22 protein-coding genes are annotated in these 21,115 nt (G+C 57.5%); 10 read left to right on the top strand and 12 right to left on the bottom strand.

Features of this window, described 5'->3' with window-relative positions; all coding sequences use genetic code 11:
* The first annotated feature begins 80 nt into the window (after positions 1-80).
* From CLV84_RS19835 to CLV84_RS19820, 4 genes are read left to right on the top strand one after another with little or no spacing between them, the layout of a single operon-like run.
* Positions 81-845: a PPK2 family polyphosphate kinase gene (locus CLV84_RS19835; protein ID WP_104421591.1), complete on the top strand. Its 765-nt coding sequence runs from the start codon at positions 81-83 to the stop codon at positions 843-845.
* A gap of 6 nt (positions 846-851) precedes the next feature.
* The gene (locus CLV84_RS19830) at positions 852-2,129 is read left to right on the top strand and encodes a peptidoglycan-binding domain-containing protein (RefSeq protein ID WP_104421590.1); all 1,278 of its coding nucleotides are present in this window, start codon (positions 852-854) and stop codon (positions 2,127-2,129) included.
* A gap of 19 nt (positions 2,130-2,148) precedes the next feature.
* Entirely contained in the window at positions 2,149-2,529 is a 381-nt protein-coding gene (locus CLV84_RS19825) for a hypothetical protein (protein ID WP_104421589.1), read from the top strand.
* Positions 2,530-2,534: 5 nt separating this feature from the next.
* Positions 2,535-4,358 (top strand): hypothetical protein, encoded by a 1,824-nt coding sequence (locus CLV84_RS19820; RefSeq protein WP_104421588.1) that lies wholly within the window; start codon positions 2,535-2,537, stop codon positions 4,356-4,358.
* 1 nt (position 4,359) lies between these two features.
* Here the strand turns inward: CLV84_RS19820 and accD are convergent, their stop codons facing one another.
* Both accD and CLV84_RS19810 read right to left on the bottom strand, forming a co-directional pair.
* Positions 4,360-5,217 carry an acetyl-CoA carboxylase, carboxyltransferase subunit beta gene (gene accD / locus CLV84_RS19815; RefSeq protein WP_104421587.1) on the bottom strand — a complete coding sequence of 286 codons (858 nt, stop codon included), beginning with the start codon at positions 5,215-5,217 and terminating at the stop codon, positions 4,360-4,362.
* Positions 5,218-5,260: 43 nt separating this feature from the next.
* Entirely contained in the window at positions 5,261-5,707 is a 447-nt protein-coding gene (locus CLV84_RS19810; protein ID WP_104421586.1) for a DMT family transporter, read from the bottom strand.
* A gap of 47 nt (positions 5,708-5,754) precedes the next feature.
* On the opposite strand from CLV84_RS19810, the gene CLV84_RS19805 reads away from it, so the two are divergent.
* Together CLV84_RS19805 and CLV84_RS19800 are read left to right on the top strand one after the other, a co-directional pair.
* Positions 5,755-6,252 (top strand): hypothetical protein, encoded by a 498-nt coding sequence (locus CLV84_RS19805; protein WP_104421585.1) that lies wholly within the window; start codon positions 5,755-5,757, stop codon positions 6,250-6,252.
* A gap of 57 nt (positions 6,253-6,309) precedes the next feature.
* Positions 6,310-7,620, top strand: a complete 1,311-nt coding sequence (locus tag CLV84_RS19800) for a dicarboxylate/amino acid:cation symporter (protein ID WP_104421584.1) — start codon at positions 6,310-6,312, stop codon at positions 7,618-7,620.
* On the opposite strand, the gene CLV84_RS19795 is transcribed toward CLV84_RS19800, so the two are convergent.
* The gene (locus tag CLV84_RS19795) at positions 7,610-8,110 is read right to left on the bottom strand and encodes a hypothetical protein (protein WP_146088883.1); all 501 of its coding nucleotides are present in this window, start codon (positions 8,108-8,110) and stop codon (positions 7,610-7,612) included. The genes CLV84_RS19800 and CLV84_RS19795 overlap by 11 nt on opposite strands.
* Positions 8,111-8,427: 317 nt before the next feature.
* On the opposite strand from CLV84_RS19795, the gene CLV84_RS19790 reads away from it, so the two are divergent.
* Positions 8,428-10,146, top strand: coding sequence for a LysM peptidoglycan-binding domain-containing protein (locus CLV84_RS19790; protein WP_104421582.1), 1,719 nt, complete (start codon positions 8,428-8,430; stop codon positions 10,144-10,146).
* A 43-nt stretch (positions 10,147-10,189) separates the two neighbouring features.
* A complete protein-coding gene (locus CLV84_RS19785; RefSeq protein WP_104421581.1) occupies positions 10,190-11,383 on the top strand; it encodes a hemolysin family protein in 1,194 nt (397 codons plus the stop codon).
* On the opposite strand, the gene CLV84_RS19780 is transcribed toward CLV84_RS19785, so the two are convergent.
* From CLV84_RS19780 to fsa, 6 genes are all read right to left on the bottom strand, one after another.
* Positions 11,331-11,852: a metallophosphoesterase family protein gene (locus tag CLV84_RS19780; RefSeq protein WP_104421580.1), complete on the bottom strand. Its 522-nt coding sequence runs from the start codon at positions 11,850-11,852 to the stop codon at positions 11,331-11,333. The two genes, CLV84_RS19785 and CLV84_RS19780, sit on opposite strands and share 53 nt — an antisense overlap.
* Positions 11,852-13,438: a glycosyltransferase family protein gene (locus CLV84_RS19775; RefSeq protein WP_104421579.1), complete on the bottom strand. Its 1,587-nt coding sequence runs from the start codon at positions 13,436-13,438 to the stop codon at positions 11,852-11,854. The genes CLV84_RS19780 and CLV84_RS19775 overlap by 1 nt, the downstream gene beginning before the upstream one ends.
* On the bottom strand, positions 13,435-15,000 hold the full coding sequence (locus CLV84_RS19770; RefSeq protein ID WP_146088882.1) for an ArnT family glycosyltransferase: 1,566 nt from the start codon (positions 14,998-15,000) through the stop codon (positions 13,435-13,437). Before CLV84_RS19770 ends, CLV84_RS19775 begins: the two co-directional genes overlap by 4 nt.
* A gap of 19 nt (positions 15,001-15,019) precedes the next feature.
* A complete protein-coding gene (locus CLV84_RS22370; RefSeq protein WP_406603347.1) occupies positions 15,020-15,556 on the bottom strand; it encodes an NADPH-dependent FMN reductase in 537 nt (178 codons plus the stop codon).
* Positions 15,537-15,896, bottom strand: a complete 360-nt coding sequence (locus CLV84_RS19760) for a hypothetical protein (protein WP_104421576.1) — start codon at positions 15,894-15,896, stop codon at positions 15,537-15,539. Before CLV84_RS19760 ends, CLV84_RS22370 begins: the two co-directional genes overlap by 20 nt.
* Before the next feature lie 76 nt (positions 15,897-15,972).
* A complete protein-coding gene (gene fsa / locus CLV84_RS19755; protein WP_104421575.1) occupies positions 15,973-16,638 on the bottom strand; it encodes a fructose-6-phosphate aldolase in 666 nt (221 codons plus the stop codon).
* A 229-nt stretch (positions 16,639-16,867) separates the two neighbouring features.
* Here fsa and rpsP point away from each other — a divergent pair, with 229 nt between their 5' ends.
* The gene (gene rpsP, locus CLV84_RS22365; RefSeq protein WP_104421574.1) at positions 16,868-17,539 is read left to right on the top strand and encodes a 30S ribosomal protein S16; all 672 of its coding nucleotides are present in this window, start codon (positions 16,868-16,870) and stop codon (positions 17,537-17,539) included.
* A gap of 57 nt (positions 17,540-17,596) precedes the next feature.
* Here rpsP and CLV84_RS19745 read toward each other — a convergent pair whose 3' ends face one another.
* The 3 genes from CLV84_RS19745 to CLV84_RS19735 are packed head-to-tail and all read right to left on the bottom strand — an operon-like array spanning position 17,597 to position 19,481.
* A complete protein-coding gene (locus CLV84_RS19745) occupies positions 17,597-18,430 on the bottom strand; it encodes an aminotransferase class IV (RefSeq protein WP_104421573.1) in 834 nt (277 codons plus the stop codon).
* A gap of 1 nt (position 18,431) precedes the next feature.
* On the bottom strand, positions 18,432-19,229 hold the full coding sequence (gene dapF / locus CLV84_RS19740) for a diaminopimelate epimerase (protein ID WP_104421572.1): 798 nt from the start codon (positions 19,227-19,229) through the stop codon (positions 18,432-18,434).
* Positions 19,230-19,481, bottom strand: a complete 252-nt coding sequence (locus tag CLV84_RS19735; protein ID WP_104421571.1) for a hypothetical protein — start codon at positions 19,479-19,481, stop codon at positions 19,230-19,232.
* A gap of 256 nt (positions 19,482-19,737) precedes the next feature.
* Here CLV84_RS19735 and CLV84_RS19730 point away from each other — a divergent pair, with 256 nt between their 5' ends.
* The gene (locus CLV84_RS19730; RefSeq protein ID WP_170067794.1) at positions 19,738-20,943 is read left to right on the top strand and encodes a trypsin-like peptidase domain-containing protein; all 1,206 of its coding nucleotides are present in this window, start codon (positions 19,738-19,740) and stop codon (positions 20,941-20,943) included.
* Positions 20,944-21,115 lie beyond the last annotated feature (172 nt).

Genomic DNA, 21,115 nt, shown 5'->3' with positions numbered 1-21,115 from the left:
GCTTTGCACCCGCGCACCGGCGCCGAAGTCATCGGCTTTTCGTATTTAACGGAACCTTACTTCATATAACGACCCGAAACATGCCCCAACCCCTCGACCTTAGCACCTATCCCACCCGGGCACCCGATGACCTCGACCGGGACGAAGCCGAAAAGAAAACCGAGGAACGGGTGGCGCGCATCGGCGAGCTCGTACAACAACTTACCGCGGAGAAGGAACACGCCGTGCTCATCGTTTTACAGGGAATGGATGCCGCGGGGAAGGATGGTGCCATGCGCCACGTCTTCGCGAAAGTACCTCCTTACGCCCTGCGGACCGTCGCCTTTGGAAAACCTACGGAGGAAGAGTTCGACCACGATTTTCTCTGGCGCATCCATCCCCACGTGCCCGCGAAGGGGGAAATGGTCATTTTCAACCGCAGCCATTACGAGGACGTGCTCATCCAGCGGGTGCACGGCTGGATCACGGACGAGCAGGTAGCCGACCGGATGAAAAGCATCAATGCTTTTGAAAAACTACTACAGTACGACAACAGCACCCTGGTCCTCAAATTCTACCTCCACATTAGCGAAGAACAGCAAAAAGAGGAGCTCCTGGAGCGGGTGAACGAACGGGAAAAGTTCTATAAGCATAAGGATGCCGATTGGCGCGAACGGGAGAACTGGGACGATTACCGCAGTGCCTACGAGCATGCTATCGCGCATAGCGAGATCCGCTGGCATATTGTCGGCACCGACCAGCGCTGGTACCGCAACTACGAAATGAGCCGCATCATCCTGAACGCGCTGGAGGGATTGGACATGCAGTGGCCTGAGCTAGTGACAAAAGGGAAATACGGGGAATAACGGAGCATGGAAAAAGTACTACGGCTCGGCAGAACGGACGAAGACGTCCGCTTCACCCAGGAGGAAAAGGCGGCTTTCCTCGAGCTTTATCACCATCCGCACGGCTTCGTGGACGGGGAAATCCGCTTCCGTGACGACTGCCGCAATTGCTGGTACGCCTGGGAGAACCTTCCCGGACGACGCGTCCGTGACCTTACGCAATTCCTGCAGGCGGCCGGCTTCATGCCCTACGCGAGCCACGACGGCATTTACGGATACGTTACCCAGGCGGCCGTGCGCCTCTTCCAGGAGTACGTGCGCACCATAGCCGACCCGGAGCGCCACGCGCGGCGGTCCCCCCCGAGCTGGCCCGACGGGGTAGTGGGAATGGATACCCGGACCTACATAGCGGACTGGCAGCAATCCGGACGTACGTGCCGGTGGGCCGACGGGGAGGAGTCGCCCGACTACGATCGCTGGCTGCGTTGGCTAACTGCGACGACTACTTACTACCGGAACCAACCGACCGTTGCGATGCAAAAACTGCAGGCGACCGGCGTACGCGGGGATAGTTTGCCACCCGATGATTGGTCCTTCGATCCACGGGAAACCCACCTCATCGGTATCCGCCGTGGGGTCGGAACGGCAACGAGCGCGGAAAGCCGCGCGCTGGACGACCTGTTCGTGTTGCTCCTGAACGGCAAGTGCTTTTACTTTTGGGGTTCCACCGACGCTAATCCCCGCCCCGGCACCGAAGGCTACCTCTGCGAGGGGCAGCACCGGTACCGGTTGGACTGGCACAACATCGGAACCGCAAAACGGGAGCGGATCTATAAGGCCGCCCGGCCCGCGGGTGCAGGGGTGATGGTGATCCGGGATGTCCATGGCCACAATGCCCTGACGGAGGCTAACCGACGCGACGGCTTCGACCCCCGGCCCAATCCGACGTTCAACATTCACTGGAGCGGACTGGGCATCAGCAACTGGAGCGCCGGCTGCCAGGTGGTAAGCGGTAAGAATTATGTAAATGACGCCGGAGGAATCGTCAGTTGTACGGAGTACGCCGCCCGCACGGACCGGCAGCGGGGAGAGCGCCGCACCCCGGAAGGGCCCCGACTGACCATGGGGGCCTATATCGTGCTCAGTGACCTGGTTTTGTGCTACACCCTCCGTCCGGATTTGCGGGAAAAGCCTACCTTTCTTTACACACTCATCGAGGCGGAAACCTTCGACCGGGTACCGGGTATTGCTGGTACCGATATCGACGCTCGATTGGCCGGTTTACGTAACGAAGGGTTCTACTAAACCATTAAGCCCCCGACGCATGGCGGAAAATAAATCATTGTGGGATTTTATCGGCGATATGTCAACGCTGGACGTGGTCACCCTGACCGGTAACCTGACGATTAAAGTAAACGACCTACAGGGCGAGGACGCCGCGGATGGTAGCGGCAAAGCCATCAAGTTCGCCGGTATCATGCGGCAGTTGCAGGGCAATATATTGAAAAAAGACGCCCAGATCAGTGCCCTGGCCGCCACGCACGTATCCATCGACAAGGACACCGTGACGTTCGTGAAGGAGAAGCTTTCTGCGGAGGAAACCGTCTACCTGGATTTTCACAATGAAACCGTTAAGGCGGCCGGGATCGCCCGTGCGGCCATGGCCGAAGGGATCGCCAAGCTTTTCGTTGGCAACAAGCTGTAGTGGTGATGCGGGTTGCAGACTTCATCGCGGGCGCCCGCCGCTTCACCGCGGAACGTGACCGGGGGGGCGGTGCCGAGCAGCTGCGGCTGGGGGTGGAGTCGGAAATGCCACTCCGCTACGCCATGCCCTTTCCCCCCGACGTACAAACGGCTCTTTATGCCCGAGGCGAGCCTACCCGCACCCGCCGCGGACAGTGGCACGAGCTCGTGCAGCACCTGACGGACTTGGCCTACCTGACCCCGACCCGGTTCCGGGAGTGGCATCTTGCCCGGGAAAACGGGGTGCCGCCCGATCCATCGCTCTTGCTGGCAGTGCTGGAGGGGGTAGATGAACTGCTGCGGGAAGACGATTACGCGGGATTTCACATGCTTCCCCCGCCGCCGGCTCGGGGGTTTGAAAAGCGTATCGACTGGTTGGAACGGTACATGTCTACCGTGGTCTACCGCCTTTCGGAGCTGACGTCCTTCGACGGTGATCTTGTAACCCGGTCCGGCTACCGGATCGGGGAGTCGACCGCCTACGGCCGTTGCCTGGCCTTCCGAATGCGGGTCTTCTTTTACGATTACCGGGCCGATCGCCACTCCGAAAGGCGAAAGGTCTACTTCGACCGGGCATCGCTTCCCCAACTGGTTGCCCTGACCACTTTCCTGGGTGATGCTGCGCGGGAACTCCGTCCGGGTGTGGCGGACAGCACCATCGCAACCGACCTGCAGCGCCTCTTAGTCAACGCCGACGAACTGTTCGATTACTACCGTCGGGCAAACCGGATCGGACCGGACGGCAGCCGAAATTATTATCTCCAGTACCGCGTTGCCGAAGCCCCCGAACCTACGGACACCGAAACCGACCGCCGCGCGGCCCGGTTGCGACGCCGCGCCGCTCGGTGGGTACGCCGCAACGATGATCACGTCGACACGGGCGTGAACCACTTTGGCGTCCGCCTGATGCAATTGAGCCTGTGGCGGGCCGGCTTTTATACGGGGCGGTTGGACGGAGACATCGGTCCGCTGACCCATTTGGGGTTACTAGCGCTGATCGAGCAGGAAAGGGAATACGGCGACCTGGGCGACCGCCGACTGGACCATGTATTGCTTCCCGTGTCGGCCGCTGGCGAGTGGGTGGTCAATTTGCGCCTATTAGCCAAACTCCTGGAACGCTACCTCCCGCCACCGTTGGAGGATGTCCGGCGGGAGGAAGACGAGATATGGGCGCGCATTCGGGAAGCCGGACAGGAAGACCGAGTGGACGAAGCCTTCGTTGCCCGCCAGCGGGAGATCGGTCCATACTACGGTCGACTATCGGCCCACCCCAGTCGGCGGGTATACTACGGATTGCGGGGGCTCATCCGCGGCGCCTTTCGGGCCATCGGCCGCATCGTGAAGTGGATCGGAGGGGTAGTGCAGGAGATTCTGGGCGCGATTTTCGATTTCGTGAAGGCACTCGCTAAGCGGTTACAGGAAGGCATCGGCACCTTCTTTGCCGGCTTTCGGGTTTTCGCCCATTATCTGCTGGGGCGACCTTTCGTATCGCTGGGTGCCACCGGGGCGGGAGAGGAGCGCTCCGTGTTGATGACCCGCTTCGGTATCGATTTCGACGTGGTTTCGGTGATCGACGAAGCGGCTAGCCGGGAGGATATCGAACGACATACGGACTACCTGCGCACGAGCCGGGAGGATGCTACTTACTTTTTGGGGGTGATCGGTAGCTGTATTCGTACTATCGGCTTGCTACAGCCGCCGGTGGGCTGGCTCCGCTTGGCGGTGTTGTTAGCCCGGGTAGTGCATCAATTTCTCGCCGATGGGCGGGCGGGTAGGCGTCCGGTGGCGTAAATCAGGCCGGTTTCTGGGCCGATTCGAAGAGGTGCAGCAGGTCGCCCAGCCTCTCCTTCAGATCGCCTCGGTCGACGATGAAATCGAGGAAGCCGTGTTCCAGCAGGAACTCGGAGGTCTGAAAACCTTCCGGTAGCTCTTTCTTGATGGTTTCCTTGACCACCCGTGGTCCGGCGAAAGCGATAAGGGCTTCGGGTTCCGCCAGGTTGATGTCGCCGAGCATCGCGTAGCTGGCGGTTACGCCCCCGGTGGTCGGGTCGGTCATAAGGCTGAAGTAAGGTACACCGGCGCGGGCCAGTTGGCTGAGCTTGGCGCTCGTTTTGGCCATCTGCATCAGGCTGAAGGCGGCCTCCATCATGCGGGCCCCGCCGGTCTTGCTCACGATCAGCAGGGGAGTTCGGGTTTTCTTGGCTTCGTCGATGGCGAAAGCGATCTTTTCACCGACTACGCTGCCCATACTGCCACCGATGAAGTTGAAATCCATGCAGGCGACCAGGAGGGGCCGGCGGTTGAGCTTGCCACGGGCCACGCGGATGGCGTCGGTCAGGCCGGTTTTTTTCTTGGCGGATTTAAGTCGGTCCTTGTACGACTTCAGATCTTTAAACTGGAGCACGTCCACGGCTTCCATGTCGGCTTCGTACTCCTCGAAGTTGCCGTCGAAGATCAGGTGAAAGTATTCCTCCGAACCGATGCGCTCGTGGTAGTTGCAGCTCGGGCATTTGAACACGTTCTCCCGGAGTTCCTTCCGGGTTACGGTTTCACTGCACCGGGGGCATTTGTACCACAGTCCCTCGGGGGCTTCTTTCTTGTTACGCGTCGCGGTTTGGATACCGTCCTTGAGTCGTTTAAACCATCCCATAGGGCGCAAAGGTACGTTGAGTGCCCGACGTTGCCAATGTCGGTCAGTGGGTTCTTAATAATACGACGCCACCGATAATGGCGGCGATGCCCAGGATTCGCAGCCAATTGATGGGATTGGTCGGAATGCCTAGCAACCCGTAATGATCGATCACGAGGCTGAAAATCATCTGTCCAGCCACGGTGAGCCCGATCGTTACGGCAACGCCCAGCCGGGGCGCCAGCACGATGATGGCAAATACGTAAAAGCCACCCAGCACGCCGCCCATCCAGTAATACCAGGGAATCTCGAAGGCGCGGCGAACGTTGCCCAGCGCAACGCCGGAGGCGAGGCAATACGCCAGCAGCGCGATACCACCCGTGAGGAAGGAAATAAAGGCACCGTAGACCGCGCTGCCCACGGCTTTTCCCATTCCGCTGTTTAGCCCGGCCTGTACGGCGAGCATGGCTCCGGCTACGATCGCCATCAAAAAAAGGAGGAATTGCTGCATGGGCCTCGGCGGTACTGCGTATGTTTGCCGCTGCAAAGTAGAAACTAATGCTGAGAGAGTTCAACAACCTAAACGCGGAAGAGCAGCAGCTGATGTTCGATGCCATCCCCCTGATTACCATCCTCGTTGGAGCCGCTGACAACCAGCTGGACGAGGTGGAACTAACGGAAGCTCAACGGCTGGCCGACATCCGCAGCTACAACAACCGGGGCCGGCTGAATGCTTTCTACGAGCACATTGACGAGGGCCTTTCGGAACGTATTCAGCAGCTATTCAACGGCATGGTTAATGGCGTCGAAGCGCGGGAGCGGTACATCGTCAAGGAATTGAGCAAGCTCAACACCATCCTACCTAAGCTCCGCGAGCCCTTCGGTTATTTGTACTACCACAATTTCAGGACCTTCGCCCGCCACATCGCCGAATGCCACGGCGGCTTCCTGCGCTTCATTACCGTCGGACCCAAGGAGGCCAAGGTGATGGATCTGCCCATGATCAAGCCGATCCCCAAGCCCCCGGAAGACGAGTTCCCTGACCTGATCGGTTAGGGGGCGTTTTGTTATGTGATGCCGGCCGGGCTATTTTGACCCAACCAAATGAAACCTATGAAAAAGCTGGCACTGCATTGGCAAATCCTTATCGGTATGGCCCTCGGCGTCGCTTTCGGCGTACTGGCCGCCAATCTAGGCTGGGAGGATTTCGTAAGTGATTGGATCAAACCCTTCGGCACGATCTTTATCAACAGCCTTAAGCTGATCGCCATCCCGCTGATCGTCGCTTCGCTAATAAAGGGGATCACCGACCTTAAGGACGTTTCCAAGCTGAGCACGATGGGCGTCCGAACGATCGGGCTTTACGTGATGACCACCGTACTGGCCATTGTCGTCGGTCTCGTTATCGTCAACCTCGTCGGCCCCGGTACCGGGCTCGATCAAACCACCCGCGATAACTTGCTAAATGACTTTGCCGGCGACGCAGCCGTCCGCATCACCGACGCCACCCGTCAGGCCGATGCCGGGCCTCTCCAGGCGCTGGTTGATCTGGTGCCGGATAACATTGTAGGCGCCGCCAGCAGTAACGGAAATATGCTGCAGGTCATCTTTTTCGTCATCTTCTTTGGCATTGGCTTAATCCTAATCGACCCCAAGAAGGCGCAACCCGTGAAGGATTTCTTCGATGGCGTCAACGAGGTGGTCCTCAAGCTGATCGACCTGATCATGCTGGCCGCCCCGGTAGGCGTGTTCGCCCTACTGGCTTCCCTGGTCGTCGAGGCACCGAGTAAAGACCTGTTTGTCGCCCTGCTGATGTACAGTGCCTGCGTGCTGTTAGGGTTGGCGATCATGGTGTTCGGGGTCTATCCCATGTTGGTTAAGGTATTCGCCGGTCAGAGCTACCGGGAATTCATGGCGGGTATCAGTCCGGCACAGCTTCTGGCGTTCAGCACCAGCTCCAGCGCCGCGACGCTACCCGTCACCATGGAGCGCGTGGAAGAACACCTGGGGGTGGACGAGGAAGTCACCTCCTTTGTCCTGCCGATCGGCGCGACGATCAATATGGACGGCACCAGCCTGTACCAGGCTGTGGCCGCCGTATTTATTGCCCAAGCCTATGGCATCGAGCTGGGCTTAGGCGCCCAACTCACGATCATCACCACCGCCCTGGCGGCGAGTATCGGCTCCGCGGCCGTTCCGGGAGCGGGGATGGTGATGTTAGTGATCGTACTGGCCCAGGCGGGGATCCCGGAAGTAGGCTTAGCGCTCATCTTTGCCGTAGACCGGCCGCTCGATATGTGCCGCACGGTAGCCAACGTGACCGGCGATGCTACGGTAGCTATTCTGGTGGCCAAATCCGTAGGCAAGTTGGGTGACCCCCAGGAACGCCGGCTGGACGATTACTACACCGAAACTACTCGGTAGCCGGGTTCACGACCGCGATTTCGGCTAGGCGGAAGAACCCGTCCCTAATTTCCAGTTCGGGTATAAATCCGAGGGGCACCTCCCCGCCGTCCCCGACCTCGTCGGTCAGGCGCACGCCGAAAGTGTAGGTGCCGGCGGGAAATTCGGCGGGCACCGGGAAGGTGTAGCTCAACCAGTTGGCCAGGTGCAGCTCTCCTACGGTGTTGGCTCCGGAGGGGATCGAATATATTTTGGTTTCCGGGCCGGTGAGAATGGCATCCATGGTATAGCGGGCGTTCGGGTCTACGCTGCCTACGGTGCGCCATTCCATCTGTACTTCGAATTTGTCACCGGCTTCGACATCACGGGGGATGGTAAGGGCATATACGTAATGCCCGACGCCGTCGATCGGTTCGGAAACCACGCTGTCGCTGAGGTCGATTTGCTGGCGGTCGTTCGGAGTGCAGGCCAGTACGCAAACACTAAGCAGGAGAGGAATGAAGTTTCGCAAGTGGCGGGGATTTACTAGTGCAATCCCCACCAATGGGTGAAATGTTTAATCGATCGGGATCCGGTTGGGCAGGATGCCGCCCGCAGTCGCCCGAAAAAAGTTAAATCCTCGCCAAAACGGGTGAATTTAATCGGAAGCGCTTTGGCCCGTGGCCTCGAAAGGGGAAATCTCCCTACCTTGTCCTGATCCGTTTGACCGGGAGGCTAGCTTTTGACCGGGACAATCGAATTCGTTACGAAGCGGGGCAAGTTCATGAAGCGGGGCCCGTTTTAGTAACCTTATTACTATAGAACTTACGACGCCAAACCACTTAGTAGATGAGATCACTTTTCGTAATACTTGCCATCCTGCAGTGGGGGCAAGGCTACGCCGCGCAGATCTATCTTCTCTTCGGACAAGATTGCGGCGAACGCATCCGGTACCAAAGAACGGTGGAGGACGCGCCTCAAATGGACTACTTTTCCTACAGCCTGCCAGCGGGGTTCGGCGTACGGGTATTGCTGGAAACGGATGCCGCGGGCGCGATCGTGAGCAGCCGCCCTCCGGAATCCGCGCTCTCCTGCGAAAGCTTTACCCTGACGGAACCACAAACGGACCGCATCAACAACGGAATCGACCATCTTTTCCTCATCACGCCGCTGCCCGAGGGCGGCTACCGGCAGGAGCCCGTCCTGATGGCGGCTATTCTGAAAGAGATGAATGGGAGCATCAGTTATCGCTCGCCCCTTGCCGCCTTCTCGTTCGACCGGGAAAATAGCGTAATCGGTGTAGACCTGGGCGAGGGGGGCGAAGGGGCCGAAGTTCTTTTTGAAGGGCAGCAGGGCAGTGGGTGTGAACGGAGTTACCTGCTGCGTCAGCATAATCCCGGTACCGCCTATCCCTATATCAGCTATCGCATGGTTCCCGGCCTCGGTGTGCTGGAACGGCACCTCACCGGCGACGGCCGCTTTAGCAAGGGGGAGTCGATCGCCGCCGTAGAGGTAAACGGTACATCCGTGAGCGACTACCTGCAGAACAACTGCGAGCAGGTCAAACCCGCCACGACCTTTGTACCCCTATACATCGAACCGGAGCCCATCGCCGCAGTCGGACCCGCCGTCGATCAAACCGTTGTGCCGGAGACCAAAACCATCGAATCGGCACCGTCCGTAACTGCGCCTACTTCCCTTCCGCCGGCTACGATCCACGTCGTGGCACCCGGCGAGACACTCTACGCCATATCACGACGCTACGGGGTCACCGTCGCGGAACTGCAACGCGCGAATCGCTTAACCGGCAATACTATCCGGGTCGGGCAGGAGCTAGCCATCGGCAACGACTATGCAGCTCCCTCACCCGCCGTTCCGGTACCGGATACGGAGGAGTATACTGCCCCAGCGCCCTACGACTACTACGAAAATACCCCTGCAAGTTCCCAGGTAGTCGTTCCTCCCGCCGCGAGCCAGCCCGTGATCGTACCTGCGGCCAGCAGTCCGCCCGTGGAAGTTCCGGCGTCCGACTTACCGGCCCCGATCGATAGACCCTCTTACGCAAATACCGCCGAGTACCACCTGGTTCAGGCGGGAGAAACCCTTGCCAGCCTGGCCCGACGGTACGGTTATACGACCGAGCGTTTCCGGGAATTCAACAATTTGGGTGACGCGCAGGTCGCGCTGGTCGGGCAACGCCTTAAGACAAGCCATTGCAGCTGTCCGGCAAGCGAAAGTCGCCCGCGACCGACGGCGACTCCGGCCATCGACCCTCCACCTACCGAATATTCCAATTCGTATCCAGCCGCACGCCCCGTTGTTGCCCCGTCGCAGTACCGCCCCATCGATGGCGATCCGGAGGAGGCTGAGGGTTCCCAATCGGTTTCCGCTCCACCCGCGTACGGTGTGCCCCTACAACAGGAAAGGGCGGTACACACGGTAAAGGAGGGAGAAAGCCTCTACGGAATTGCGCGTCAGTACCGGATGACGGTGGACGAACTCCGCGAGCTCAACGAGTTGCTTCCCGCGGATGTGATCGTCCCCTTCCAACGACTGTACGTAAACTAATCAATGGTGAGATACCTTCTAAGGGGTATCACCGACTCCGCCTATGGCCTCCCTACTTATTTTTGCGCTGCTCTCCATCGCTTTCAGTTTTCTCTGCTCGATCTTCGAGGCCGTGCTACTCTCCATCACCCCCAGTTACGTAGAGGTGAAAGTGCAGGAACAATCCGCTACGGGAGAATTGTTGCAGCGCTTTAAAAAGGAGCTCAACGAACCCCTAACCGCGATTCTATCGCTCAATACCATTGCCCATACGGTAGGGGCCATCTTGGTGGGTGCCAGCACCGGTGCCGCCTTTGGTGAAGGCGGCTTTACGTTACCGCTTATTGGTTATGACCTTTCGTATGAAGTGATCGTCAGTGTTTTGATGACTTTGGCGATACTCATCTTTTCCGAGATCATCCCGAAAAACCTCGGAGCCACCTATTGGAAGCAACTGGCTCCGTTCACCGTAAAGGCCCTTAACGTACTGGTCAAGATTTTCAAACTGCTCGGCATCGTTCAGATGTCCAATGCCCTGAATAGACTCATGGGGGGCGGGGAAACCCACGGTACGAACCTCACCCGGGTAGAATTCGCCATGATGGCCGAAGCCCAAACGAAACAGGGCCAATTGAAGGAGGAGGAGGGCCGTATCCTCCGCAATCTGCTCGATTTCGAATCCCTTACTGTACATGATGTGATGACTCCCCGCACGGTGGTGGTGGGGGCATGGTCAAAAAGTACCATCCGGGAGTTTTATGAGAAGTTCGATGATAGTCCCTTCAGTCGGTACCCCGTATTTGGTGAAACGCGGGATCAGGTCCTTGGCTACGTTCTAAAGGATATGGTCTACAAAGCCATCATCGAAAAGCGGGACGACGAGCCCATCCTTGAACTGGTCCGCGATCTGCTTACCATCCCCCAGGATACTTCCCTGCATAAGCTCATCAACCTGATGCTCGAACGCCGCCAGCCCGTTGCCCTGGTTGTCGACGAGTTCGGCGGCATGGAAGGACTGGTTACCATGGAAGACGCCATGGAAACCTTACTGGGCCTGGAGATCATGGATGAGATGGACAGCACCCAGGACATGCAACGGCTGGCGCGGGAGCGCTGGAAGGCGCGGGCACGGGCCATGGGGCTGGAGGTTCCGGAAACGAGCGGTACGCCAAAATCTTCCGCAACCGCCGAACCAACTAAAACGGCTACCGACGCTCCGGAGCAGCAGGGATCGCACCCCGCAAACCAAGCTCGATAACCTCCACGTTCGTAATCCGGCCGGAGTCGATCTGGAATCGCATGGCCGTACGCATGCGATGGAAGCCATGCCGGCCACAAGCACCTGGATTGATGTGCAATACACCGAGTTGCTTATCCATCACCACTTTTAGAATGTGACTGTGCCCACACAGGTATAGATTGGGCCGCAACTCCTTCAGAAGGTTCCGTACTCTTGCCGTATACCTTCCGGGATATCCTCCGATGTGCGTCATAAATACGGACAGTCCGGCGACGGTGAACGATTGATCCAATGGACACCGATTGCGGATGGCGGTGTCATCTATATTGCCGTAGACCGCCCGGATCGGCTTGAAAGCTTCCAGCTCATTTAGTACCGTCGAGTCGCCGATGTCGCCAGCGTGCCACAATTCGTCGCAGTCTGCAAAGTGATGGTACAATGCCGGATCAAGGTAGGAATGCGTGTCGGAAAGTAGGCCTATCTGCATTACTCGGCGGATTTCAGGCGATAAATACCCATGGTAAGGATGCCTGCGGGTTTGATTTCTATGACCGGATTGGCGTAACGTCCCTCGTGGCGAAACGCCGCTTCTATGTCGGAATTGATAAAGTTTGTCGCCAGAAAGTCTGCCCGGTTTTCATCCCCCTCGCTTCGTAGGCGCCCCCGTAACGGTTGGGGTAGGGAAAGCAGATTGTCCTGGCAAGGCCAGTTGGCGCAGTTTACCGTTCTGGTTTCTCCCTCCGGAACGGAGTTTGCCAGTCGGGTGAGTGCTTCCCGATATCCAACACCCCAATAGTCCATATCAAAACGGGATACAAGCGGTTCGCCGTGGATCAGGTAGTTAAAGTATACGTTTTGGTGAGGGTGATACCTCACCATATCGAAGGCCGTAACCGCTAGCGTGATTGTTAGAATGGCCGCCGCCACCGGGGGATACAATCGCCGCCAGTACGCGAATCCCACCAGAGCCAGATAGACCAGTCCGGGATAGACGAAGTGCATATGCCGCCATCCATTATAGAGCGTCGATCCTAGCAAGATGACAACTACGATGGGGCCGATAGACAGACCGGACTGGGTAAAATAACACTGAGTGGCAAAGTCCTTCCAAAGTCTACCCCTTCGAATAGCTACCCATGAGTGACGCAGGGTCTGAAGTCCCCCCGTGAGGGATAAGAGGACGTAAGCTACGGGCGTAGTGATCACGATCCACGCCGGTATGTAGTATGCCGGGACGTCGACCGCCGCGATCCTATCCCCAAACAGTAGATTATACCCTCCCCAGTCAAAGTCAGACATCTCTGAGAAGGCACCAATCAACCTCGATAGCGTGTCTTCCCACAGATAAGGGAAAAAGGGGATCATCAGCAGGAGGGAAACAACGGGATACGAAGCGGCCATAAGCAGTTCCCGGTAGCCTTTGCGACCACCGGTAAATTGCTCCCAAACCAGGATCGCAACCGTTGCGAACAGGATAATCAAGGCCGGTAATCGGGTGTTTAGGGCCAGCGCGGTAGCGAAGGCATGGGTTAGCAGGGCGGACCAGCTGCGAACCTTCAGAAACCGTAGCAGGGTAAAACTGGCGATCACGTAGAAGACCAGTAGTAAATGGTCCTTTGGATTGAAGAAGGCGTGGGCGAAGATTCGTGGGCTGAGGGTCAACATGACCGTGCCCAGAAGGGGGTACCAAGGGCGTTCGGGCCATCGCAATCGAAGCATCCGGTAAAAGCAGCCCAGGGCCAGTAAATACAACCCGAAATTGATGAGGTGCCGAATCCGGTAATACACGAATGGGTCGTCCTCCACGCCCATATTTAATTCGATCAGGCTGGCAAGGATCTGGTAGATCATCCCATAATTAGCCCACTGATAGTCTTCCAGGTCATAATTTGGTTCGAGGGTTTCGTGCTCGATTCCCAGCTTTTCGGCCGCATAATCCAGAGATACCCGACCGTGCCGTCGCTGGATCGATTCATCCCAACTGATTCCGTAATCATCGAGTACGTTGTAACCGACGAGAACCAGAAGGGTGAAGAAAAGCAGTACTGCCAGGCGGTGGCCAATGCCCATCATTTGAGTTTAGCAGGGTATACACCAATTATAGTGTGCCCTCCGGGAGCCATTTCCACGATCGGTCTAGCAAAAATATCTTCCCGGGCCAAAACCTGTTCCCGGTGGGTGGGATAGTAAAACTCGGTGGCAAAATAGTCCGCCTCGTGCCAATGCTCCACCTCCCGGAACTTATTTCTTGTTTCCGGTGGCAGGGCACGTAAATTGGTCATGCAGGCCCATCCGTGGCATTTGACGGTGCGGTACTCGCCTTCGGGAATATCGCGTCCTATCATGACAAAGGCTCTCCGGTAGCTCACGCCCCAAAAATCAAGTTCGTATTGGTCGAGCAAGTTGGGTCCGTTCCAGACCAGCTGGTTGAAATATACTTGTTGGTGCGGATGCATGCGGACCATCGTGATCAGCGTAACTGCCATTCCGGCTCCCAGTACCACCCCAGATATTTTTGGCTTCCAGGCAAAGGCCCGGTCCAGACCGACGACGGCCAGATAGATTAGTCCCGGGTAGATGAAGAACAGATGCCGCCACCCCTGGTACAACCGTGCCTGCAGTACCAGGGCGGCCAGCAGCGGGGCGAAGGTTAGCCCCATAAGAAGTAGATCGGCCCGTTTGGCGGGACTGTCGTACAGGCGTAGGGTACGGAATGATTGCCAGAGCCCGGCCACCGCTACAACCAATCCTACAGCAATGAAGAGCAAGTACACTACCGGAGTGGTAAGGCCGATCCAGGTCGGCAGGTAATACCAGGGAATGGTGCCTGGATTAAGGGTCTCTCCCATAAACAAAACCATGCCATCCCAGTGGTAATCGGCTACGTTGGTTACCGATCGCAACAGGCCGTCTCCCTGGTCCATATAAATGTGCGGATTCCAAAGCACCCCGATCGGGAGGGCCACGACTAGGTAGATGAGCAGTTGTCCCGTTTTACGTCGGAGCTGAGGCGTGGTTAAGGTTTCGTACAGGACCAGGACCACCGTCGCCATGGGAATTAGAATACTTGCCTGGCGGCTGCCGAGTAAGATGCCGGTGGCTACGGCGTGCAACAATACACTTCCCCAAGTGCGAAGCTTTAAAAAGCGTACCAGCGTATAGGTGGTCACCGTGTAAAGTGACAGCATCACCACGTCCTTTGGATCGAAAAAAGCATGGGCAAAGATCCGCGGACTAAGCACCAGCATCACTGCTCCTAGCAGGGGGTACCATTGCTTAGTGGACCAGCGGTAGCGCAACAAGCGATGAAAAGCGATCACCGCGAGAAAGAATAGGAGGAATTGCAAGACATGACGTAGCCGGAAGTACGTAAACTGACTATCATCGAGCCCCAGTACCATCTCGGTTAACAAGGAGGTTGCGGGAAAAAACATGCCGTAAGCCGGCATGGCGCGGTAAAGTCTATCCAACCGCGGGGCCTCAAGTTCCAACAAATCCGCCCAGTAGGTTAGCATCACCCGCCCGTGATCGCGTTGAAGCGCCTCGTCCATGCTCACACCATAATCGTCCAGGATCCATAAGCCAGTGAGAAAATAGGCCACGAAAAACAGGACGGTAGTCGTTCGGCGAATCACGGATTCGAGTTGGGTTGGATTAGCACAGTAGTTCAAGTGCCGCTACTAGAAAATCACGGTTCTCTCCAGCTACAATATCACCATTATCCGTAAAATTTAGGTCGGGCTGTGCCAAGGGGAGGCTGGCGGGTACGCGGGCGCCCAGTGCTTGCAGCGACCACAATAGGGATTGCATGACGTGCTTACCCCTAGGGAGACTGGGCGGGAAGGTGATCGGTAGAACCGACTTACCGCCTGCTTCACCGGAAGTAGCCAACCAATCCAGCGCGTTTTTCAACGGCCCGGGTAAATTATCCAGGTAGGCCGGCGTACTGATGACCACGGCGACTGCATCCGCCCATTGCTTACGCCACGTTAAAATGGGAGTTGGCCACGGAGCCCGGTCCTTAGCGGGTTGATACAATGGAAGGGTGGCGATATCCACGGAGGGTATCACTTTCACGGTAGAAAGAAAGCGGAACGAGTTTAGTAGCCGGGAACTTTGACTGCGGGGATCCGGTGAACCGGAAACCGTGAGCAAGTAAAGGGAGGTCGGTTTAGCGTTCCTCTTCTTCATCGGACTCATCGTCCTCGGCAAGCTCGTCGAGGTCGATGTCGGCTTCTTCTATTTCGTCGTCGTACTTGTCCCCGTATTCCTCGCGGGCTTCATCAGTCAGGATGCCATCGTCATCGTAGTCGTCGTCGTCTTCGATGATCAGCTGGGCTTCGGACTTAGTCATGCGGATCAGGTAATACTTCTCGGGCGTCTCGAAGGGTAGGGCGCTGGCTATCTTTCCGTTCACGTCGGTGAACCGGATGAGGTTACGCTCGAAGCCGTTAGGATAATTCAGCTTTATCTGTTCGAGCAGCTCGTCGTCGAGCTTATCGTAATTCTTAATGACGCGGGGCTTACTCATACGCGGGATAGGGTCGTTCGATGGGGGGGGATAGCAGGCCCGGCGGAAAGCCGGGCCCGTATCACCTCCGGATTATTTATTTGGCTACGCTTAGCGATTGCTTGTGGTCGGCCAGGAATTTTTCAAGACCGGAATCGGTCAGGGGGTGCTTGAATAGGCTTTCGAAGCTACTCAGTGGGCAGGTAACCACGTCGGCACCGGCCTTGGCGGCATCTACGATGTGCTTCCCGTTACGGATAGAGGCGGCCAGGATCTGGGTTTCGAAACCCTGAATAGCATAGATCTCGGCGATATCGGAAATAAGGGTCATGCCCTCCCAGCCGATGTCGTCGATGCGGCCGATGAAGGGGCTCACGTACGTAGCACCCGCCTTGGCGGCGAGGATCGCCTGTCCGGCACTAAATACAAGCGTACAGTTGGTACGGATGCCGTTGGCGCTACACCAGGCAAGGGCTTTAACCCCCTCGCGGATCATCGGAATTTTCACGACGATGTTGTCGGCGATCTTGACCAGTTCGCTGGCCTCCCGCTTGATTCCGTCCAAATCGGTGCTGATCACTTCCGCACTGACGTCGCCATCGGTGATCTCACAGATGGCGGCGTAGTGGTTGCGCACGTTTTCTTCTCCGCTGATGCTTTCTTTCGCCATCAGGCTGGGGTTGGTAGTTACGCCATCCAGGATGCCGAGGCTTTCGGCTTCGCGGATGTCGTCAAGATTGGCGGTGTCGATAAAGAATTTCATAAGCGGTAATTTGTGTCTTTACTGGCGCTAACATACCACCGCCCGGGATGTTTCCAAGCATTCCGGGTAATATCGGCGACCGTAGGCCCGCATTTTTTTCCCGTAACGGGTTTTCTAACGGCTATATTGGTAATTGAGGGAGAAAAGGCGTACCTTTGCGCCCGGCAAAACCGGCTGCCCCCTGGCGGGAGTAGGTCGGTCTTCTATAACCAAAGGACAATACGTCACTATGCCAGTTAAAATTCGCCTTCAGCGCAAGGGCCGCCGCAAGCGCCCATTCTACCACATCGTTATCGCGGACGCCCGTGCTCCCCGTGACGGTAAATTCATCGAGAAGATCGGTACCTACAATCCGATGACCGTTCCGGCCACCATCGAACTGGACCGCACCGCCGCCTACGACTGGCTGCTTAAGGGTGCGCAACCCACCGACACCGTTCGTGCCATCCTCCGTTTCAAGGGCGTACTCTACCGCAAGCACCTCATGCGGGGTGTCGAAAAAGGAGCCCTGACTCAGGAAGAGGCCGACCAGAAGTTTGACGAGTGGATCGAATCCAAGGAAGGAACGGTAGCCGAACGCCGCGCCGCTCAGGAACGGAAGGACGCAGAATTCCGCGCCGCCGTTTCCGGAACGCCACCGACACCCCCCGAGCCGGAACCGGAGCCCGAAGCCGAGGCTACGGAGGCTACTGAGGAAGCCACTGAAGACAACCCGACCGCCGAACTCGAAGCCGCGCGTGCCGAAGGTTCAACCGAGGAAAGTCGCAAGGAGGCCGCCGGCGTTGCCGGAGAAGCACAGGCCGAAGCCGAATCAGCGGAAGCCGCCGGAGAGGCACTGGAGCAAGCTAACGAAGGCGAAGCCGGAGATGCCGCTACCGGCAATATCGAAAAAGAAGTTTAGTACACTTCTGTTATCAAGCAATCAAGCCCCGTCAGCAAGCCGCTGGCGGGGCTTTTGCTATTCATACGCTTTCCAGGCCTCCATCAACTGGAGCGTGAAGGGGCCCGGGGAGCCAAATGCACGGTTGCTGAACGTCGAGCCACTGACGATTTGGGTGATGGGCATCGCCCCCTTAACGGAACTGCAAATAATGGCCTCGTCCGCAGCAAGTAGCTCGGAGGTGGTTACCTTCCGTTCTTCGATTGAAATACCCATCTCGGCCGCCAATTTCAGCAGGTGGTGCCGGGTGATGCCTAACAGGATGTCCTCTACTGGCGCGATTAACTTCCCTTCCCGAACGATCATGAAGTTGGAGCGATCGCTCTCCCGTACGTGTCCGTCGCGATCAACGTAAAGAGGGTACTGTGCACCCACCCGCTTTAGCGCGGGCTGAATGCGGATCCCTTCGATGTAATCGATCGATTTGATTCTCGGTAGCTGCCGCTCGTAGCGGTGCAGGAGTACCGTGCATCCCTTTTCGTAATAAAATTCGGCGGGTTGGGAGAAGGCGTACGGAAGGGCGAGAAAGTTGGGATCCCGTGGCGTATAGCCGTCTTCGGCGTACCCGCCCGTGAGAACAAAGCGAATTCCGCCATCTCCCCCTCCGTTGCGATGGATCAGTTCCTCTACGATTTGCTGTAGCTCCGCGTCGGTATAATCAAGGGGCAGGTGTAATCCTTCGGCACTGCGGCGAAATCGCGCCGCGTGGTCCGACACGAACCGGGGCCGTCCGCTACGGTAGCGGAAATAATCGAACACACCATAACCACGCAGAATCGAGAGATCCGAAACGTGGAGCGTTGCGGCGTTACGGGAAAGGTAAGCCCCGTTTAGATAAATCGTGTCGAGCATCTTACAAGATTATGGTACCGGAGAATACGAAGGTGGCCGGACCGATGAGCCGTAGGTCGGTAAATGCCCCGCCGCTCCGGTTGCCCGTCACCGCCAGTTGGCCACCCCGGGCGAGCACCCCGACACGAAAGTTGCCGGAGGCCAAGGGATCGGTTCGGTAAAGGTGTCCGATCGCGGCGGCGGTTACTCCCGTGCCACAGGCAAGGGTCTCGTCTTCTACCCCCCGTTCGTAGGTGGCAATGCGTAGACCGTCGGTCGCGCTTTCCACGAAATTTACGTTGATGCCCTGATCTGCGAAAGCAGGGGAACGCCGAACTGCCCGGCCGGTGGTGACCACGTCAATTTCCCGGAGATCGGGAACAAAACGCACGTAGTGAGGCGAGCCCGTATCCAACACCAGGTCTTGCTCACCGACCTCCTGGATCGCCGAGACCGGGTTCATCCCGAGTGCCACCTGCCCGTCGTCCAGGATGGTGGCATCATGGGGTCCGTCGATCGCTACAAATCGACATGTGGAGCCGATCAGCTTCAATTGATGGGCGAACCGTACGATGCAGCGACCACCGTTGCCGCACATCGTACTTTCCCTTCCATCCGAATTGTAGTAGATCATTCGAAAATCAAAACCCTCGGCTCCCTGGCCGAGCAACATAAGCCCGTCGCCACCGATACCAAACCGGCGATTGCAGAGTCGCTCGATGGTCTCCCGGGTAAGTTGAGCGGACAATTCGCCGGTTCGATCATCACACAAGATGAAATCGTTACCCGCACCCTGGTACTTTGTGAAGTCGATATGCATCTACTGCTGTTCTTTTATTCGTAGGGAATCGGCCGCGGCACGGTCTCGGTCCGCCTTTTCCTGGTAGTACCCCCGAGATTCAGGCTGATTCAGGGGGTCATCGAAGCCGACTGGAACGTCCAACGTAATGTGGCGGTACGCGGCGATGCTCGCCAGTATGACGATCAGCACTAGGCCGATCAGGGATATCCGCCAGCCGAAGATATTACTGGACGGTGGGGAATCGGGGTCGTTGTCGGGTCGAAGGAACACGGTGCTAAGGTAGGTTTGTCTGTGGGTAACAATGCTACGCCGCCGTGCGTTCTGATGCCGTATGGCATCTCGCTGGATAATCATAGTCGGGCTGGTGGCCTTTTTTTCCGCCTTCCTCGGTGTTGCGGCCGGCCGTTGGATGGTAGCAGACGCCCCCCAGCGATCAGCTTCTCCCGTGGATTTTCGGGCCGAGCTGACTCCGCGCGCCTTCGCCGGTAGTGCGCCTACCCATTTCATAGACGCTTCCGAAAGGGTTATGCCAGCGGTCGTTGCCGTACAATCCTACCGTCATGGCTCCTTGCTGGCGGGGATTGATGAAGGCAGCGTCACCAGTGGGTCGGCCGTCATCATTTCCTCGAACGGCTACATCGCGACGAACCATCACGTCGTGGAAGGGGCCCATCGTATCCGAGTAACCCTCCAGGACCGCCGGGAATTCGATGCCAGAGTGATCGGAATAGACGAAAGCACAGATCTCGCCCTCCTCAAGATCGACGTCGAGGGCCTCGCTGCGGTAGTTTTCGGTGACAGTGATAGTCTGCGGGTGGGGGAGTGGGTTCTCGCGATCGGTAATCCCTACAGTCTTAATAGTACCGTTACCACCGGTATCGTTTCGGCCAAGGGGCGGAGCATTGATGTCCTGCGCGCCGACGACCGCATTGAAACCTTCATTCAAACCGATGCGGCCGTAAACCCAGGCAATAGTGGTGGAGCCCTGGTGAATACCGCCGGCCAACTGATTGGTATCAATACGGCCATTATTACCAACAGCGGTCGCCACGAGGGTTACGCATTCGCCATTCCAGGCAATCTGGCGCGCAGGGTGCTCAACGACCTGCGGGATTACGGGGAAGTAAAGCGCGCGGTTATGGGTGCTTGGATACAGGCGCTTAACGATGCCCAGGCGAAACGGCTGCGCTTACCCACCGCCCGCGGCGCCCTCATCACCAGTCTGACCCCGGATGGTCCGGCCGCGCGTGGGGGACTCGAGGCCGGCGACGTACTAATTGCCATCAACGGTGCTGACGTTAATTCCAGTCCGGAAATGCAGGACCAGCTAAGTCGCTACCGGCCCGGAGAAACCGTACGCGTCACCTACATCCGCAACGGCCGTACCCGGGAACTGAGCATCCTCCTACGCGATAAGCTAAACCAATCGGGACTGCTGGTGAGTGAGCGGTCGGGGGATCTCCTCCAGCGCTTGGGGTTCGAGGTAAAGGCACTCACTTATGAGGAATACGATCGGTTTCCGGAGGGTGGGGTCCGCGTCACGGTCGTATTCAAGGGAAGCCCGGCGGATCGGTCTAACCTCCGGCCCGGTTTCATCATTACTGGCTTCAACGGCCGCCCGGTGGCCAACGTGGAAAGCCTTTTTCTCGGACTGGCCGAAAGCGACAGCCATTTTTTCAAAGGCGTATACCCGGACCACAATACGGAATACTATTATCAGCTAGTGGATTAAAAAAGCTATCCGGAAAGGAACAATTACTCCCCGGACCAAATATGCGGGTTATCCAATCGTTATAGCCTCAGCAGACCATTGGTTCCCATAGCTACGAATTCGAGCCTATTACTTGAATTCTCACGGGTTACCGGTCGCGATGAATTCTACTATTGTACCATTCACAAAACCC

It is taken from the genome of Neolewinella xylanilytica (genome assembly GCF_002934605.1).
In the GTDB taxonomy this organism is placed as follows: domain Bacteria; phylum Bacteroidota; class Bacteroidia; order Chitinophagales; family Saprospiraceae; genus Neolewinella; species Neolewinella xylanilytica.
This window is presented reverse-complemented; position numbering and strand designations above follow the sequence as displayed.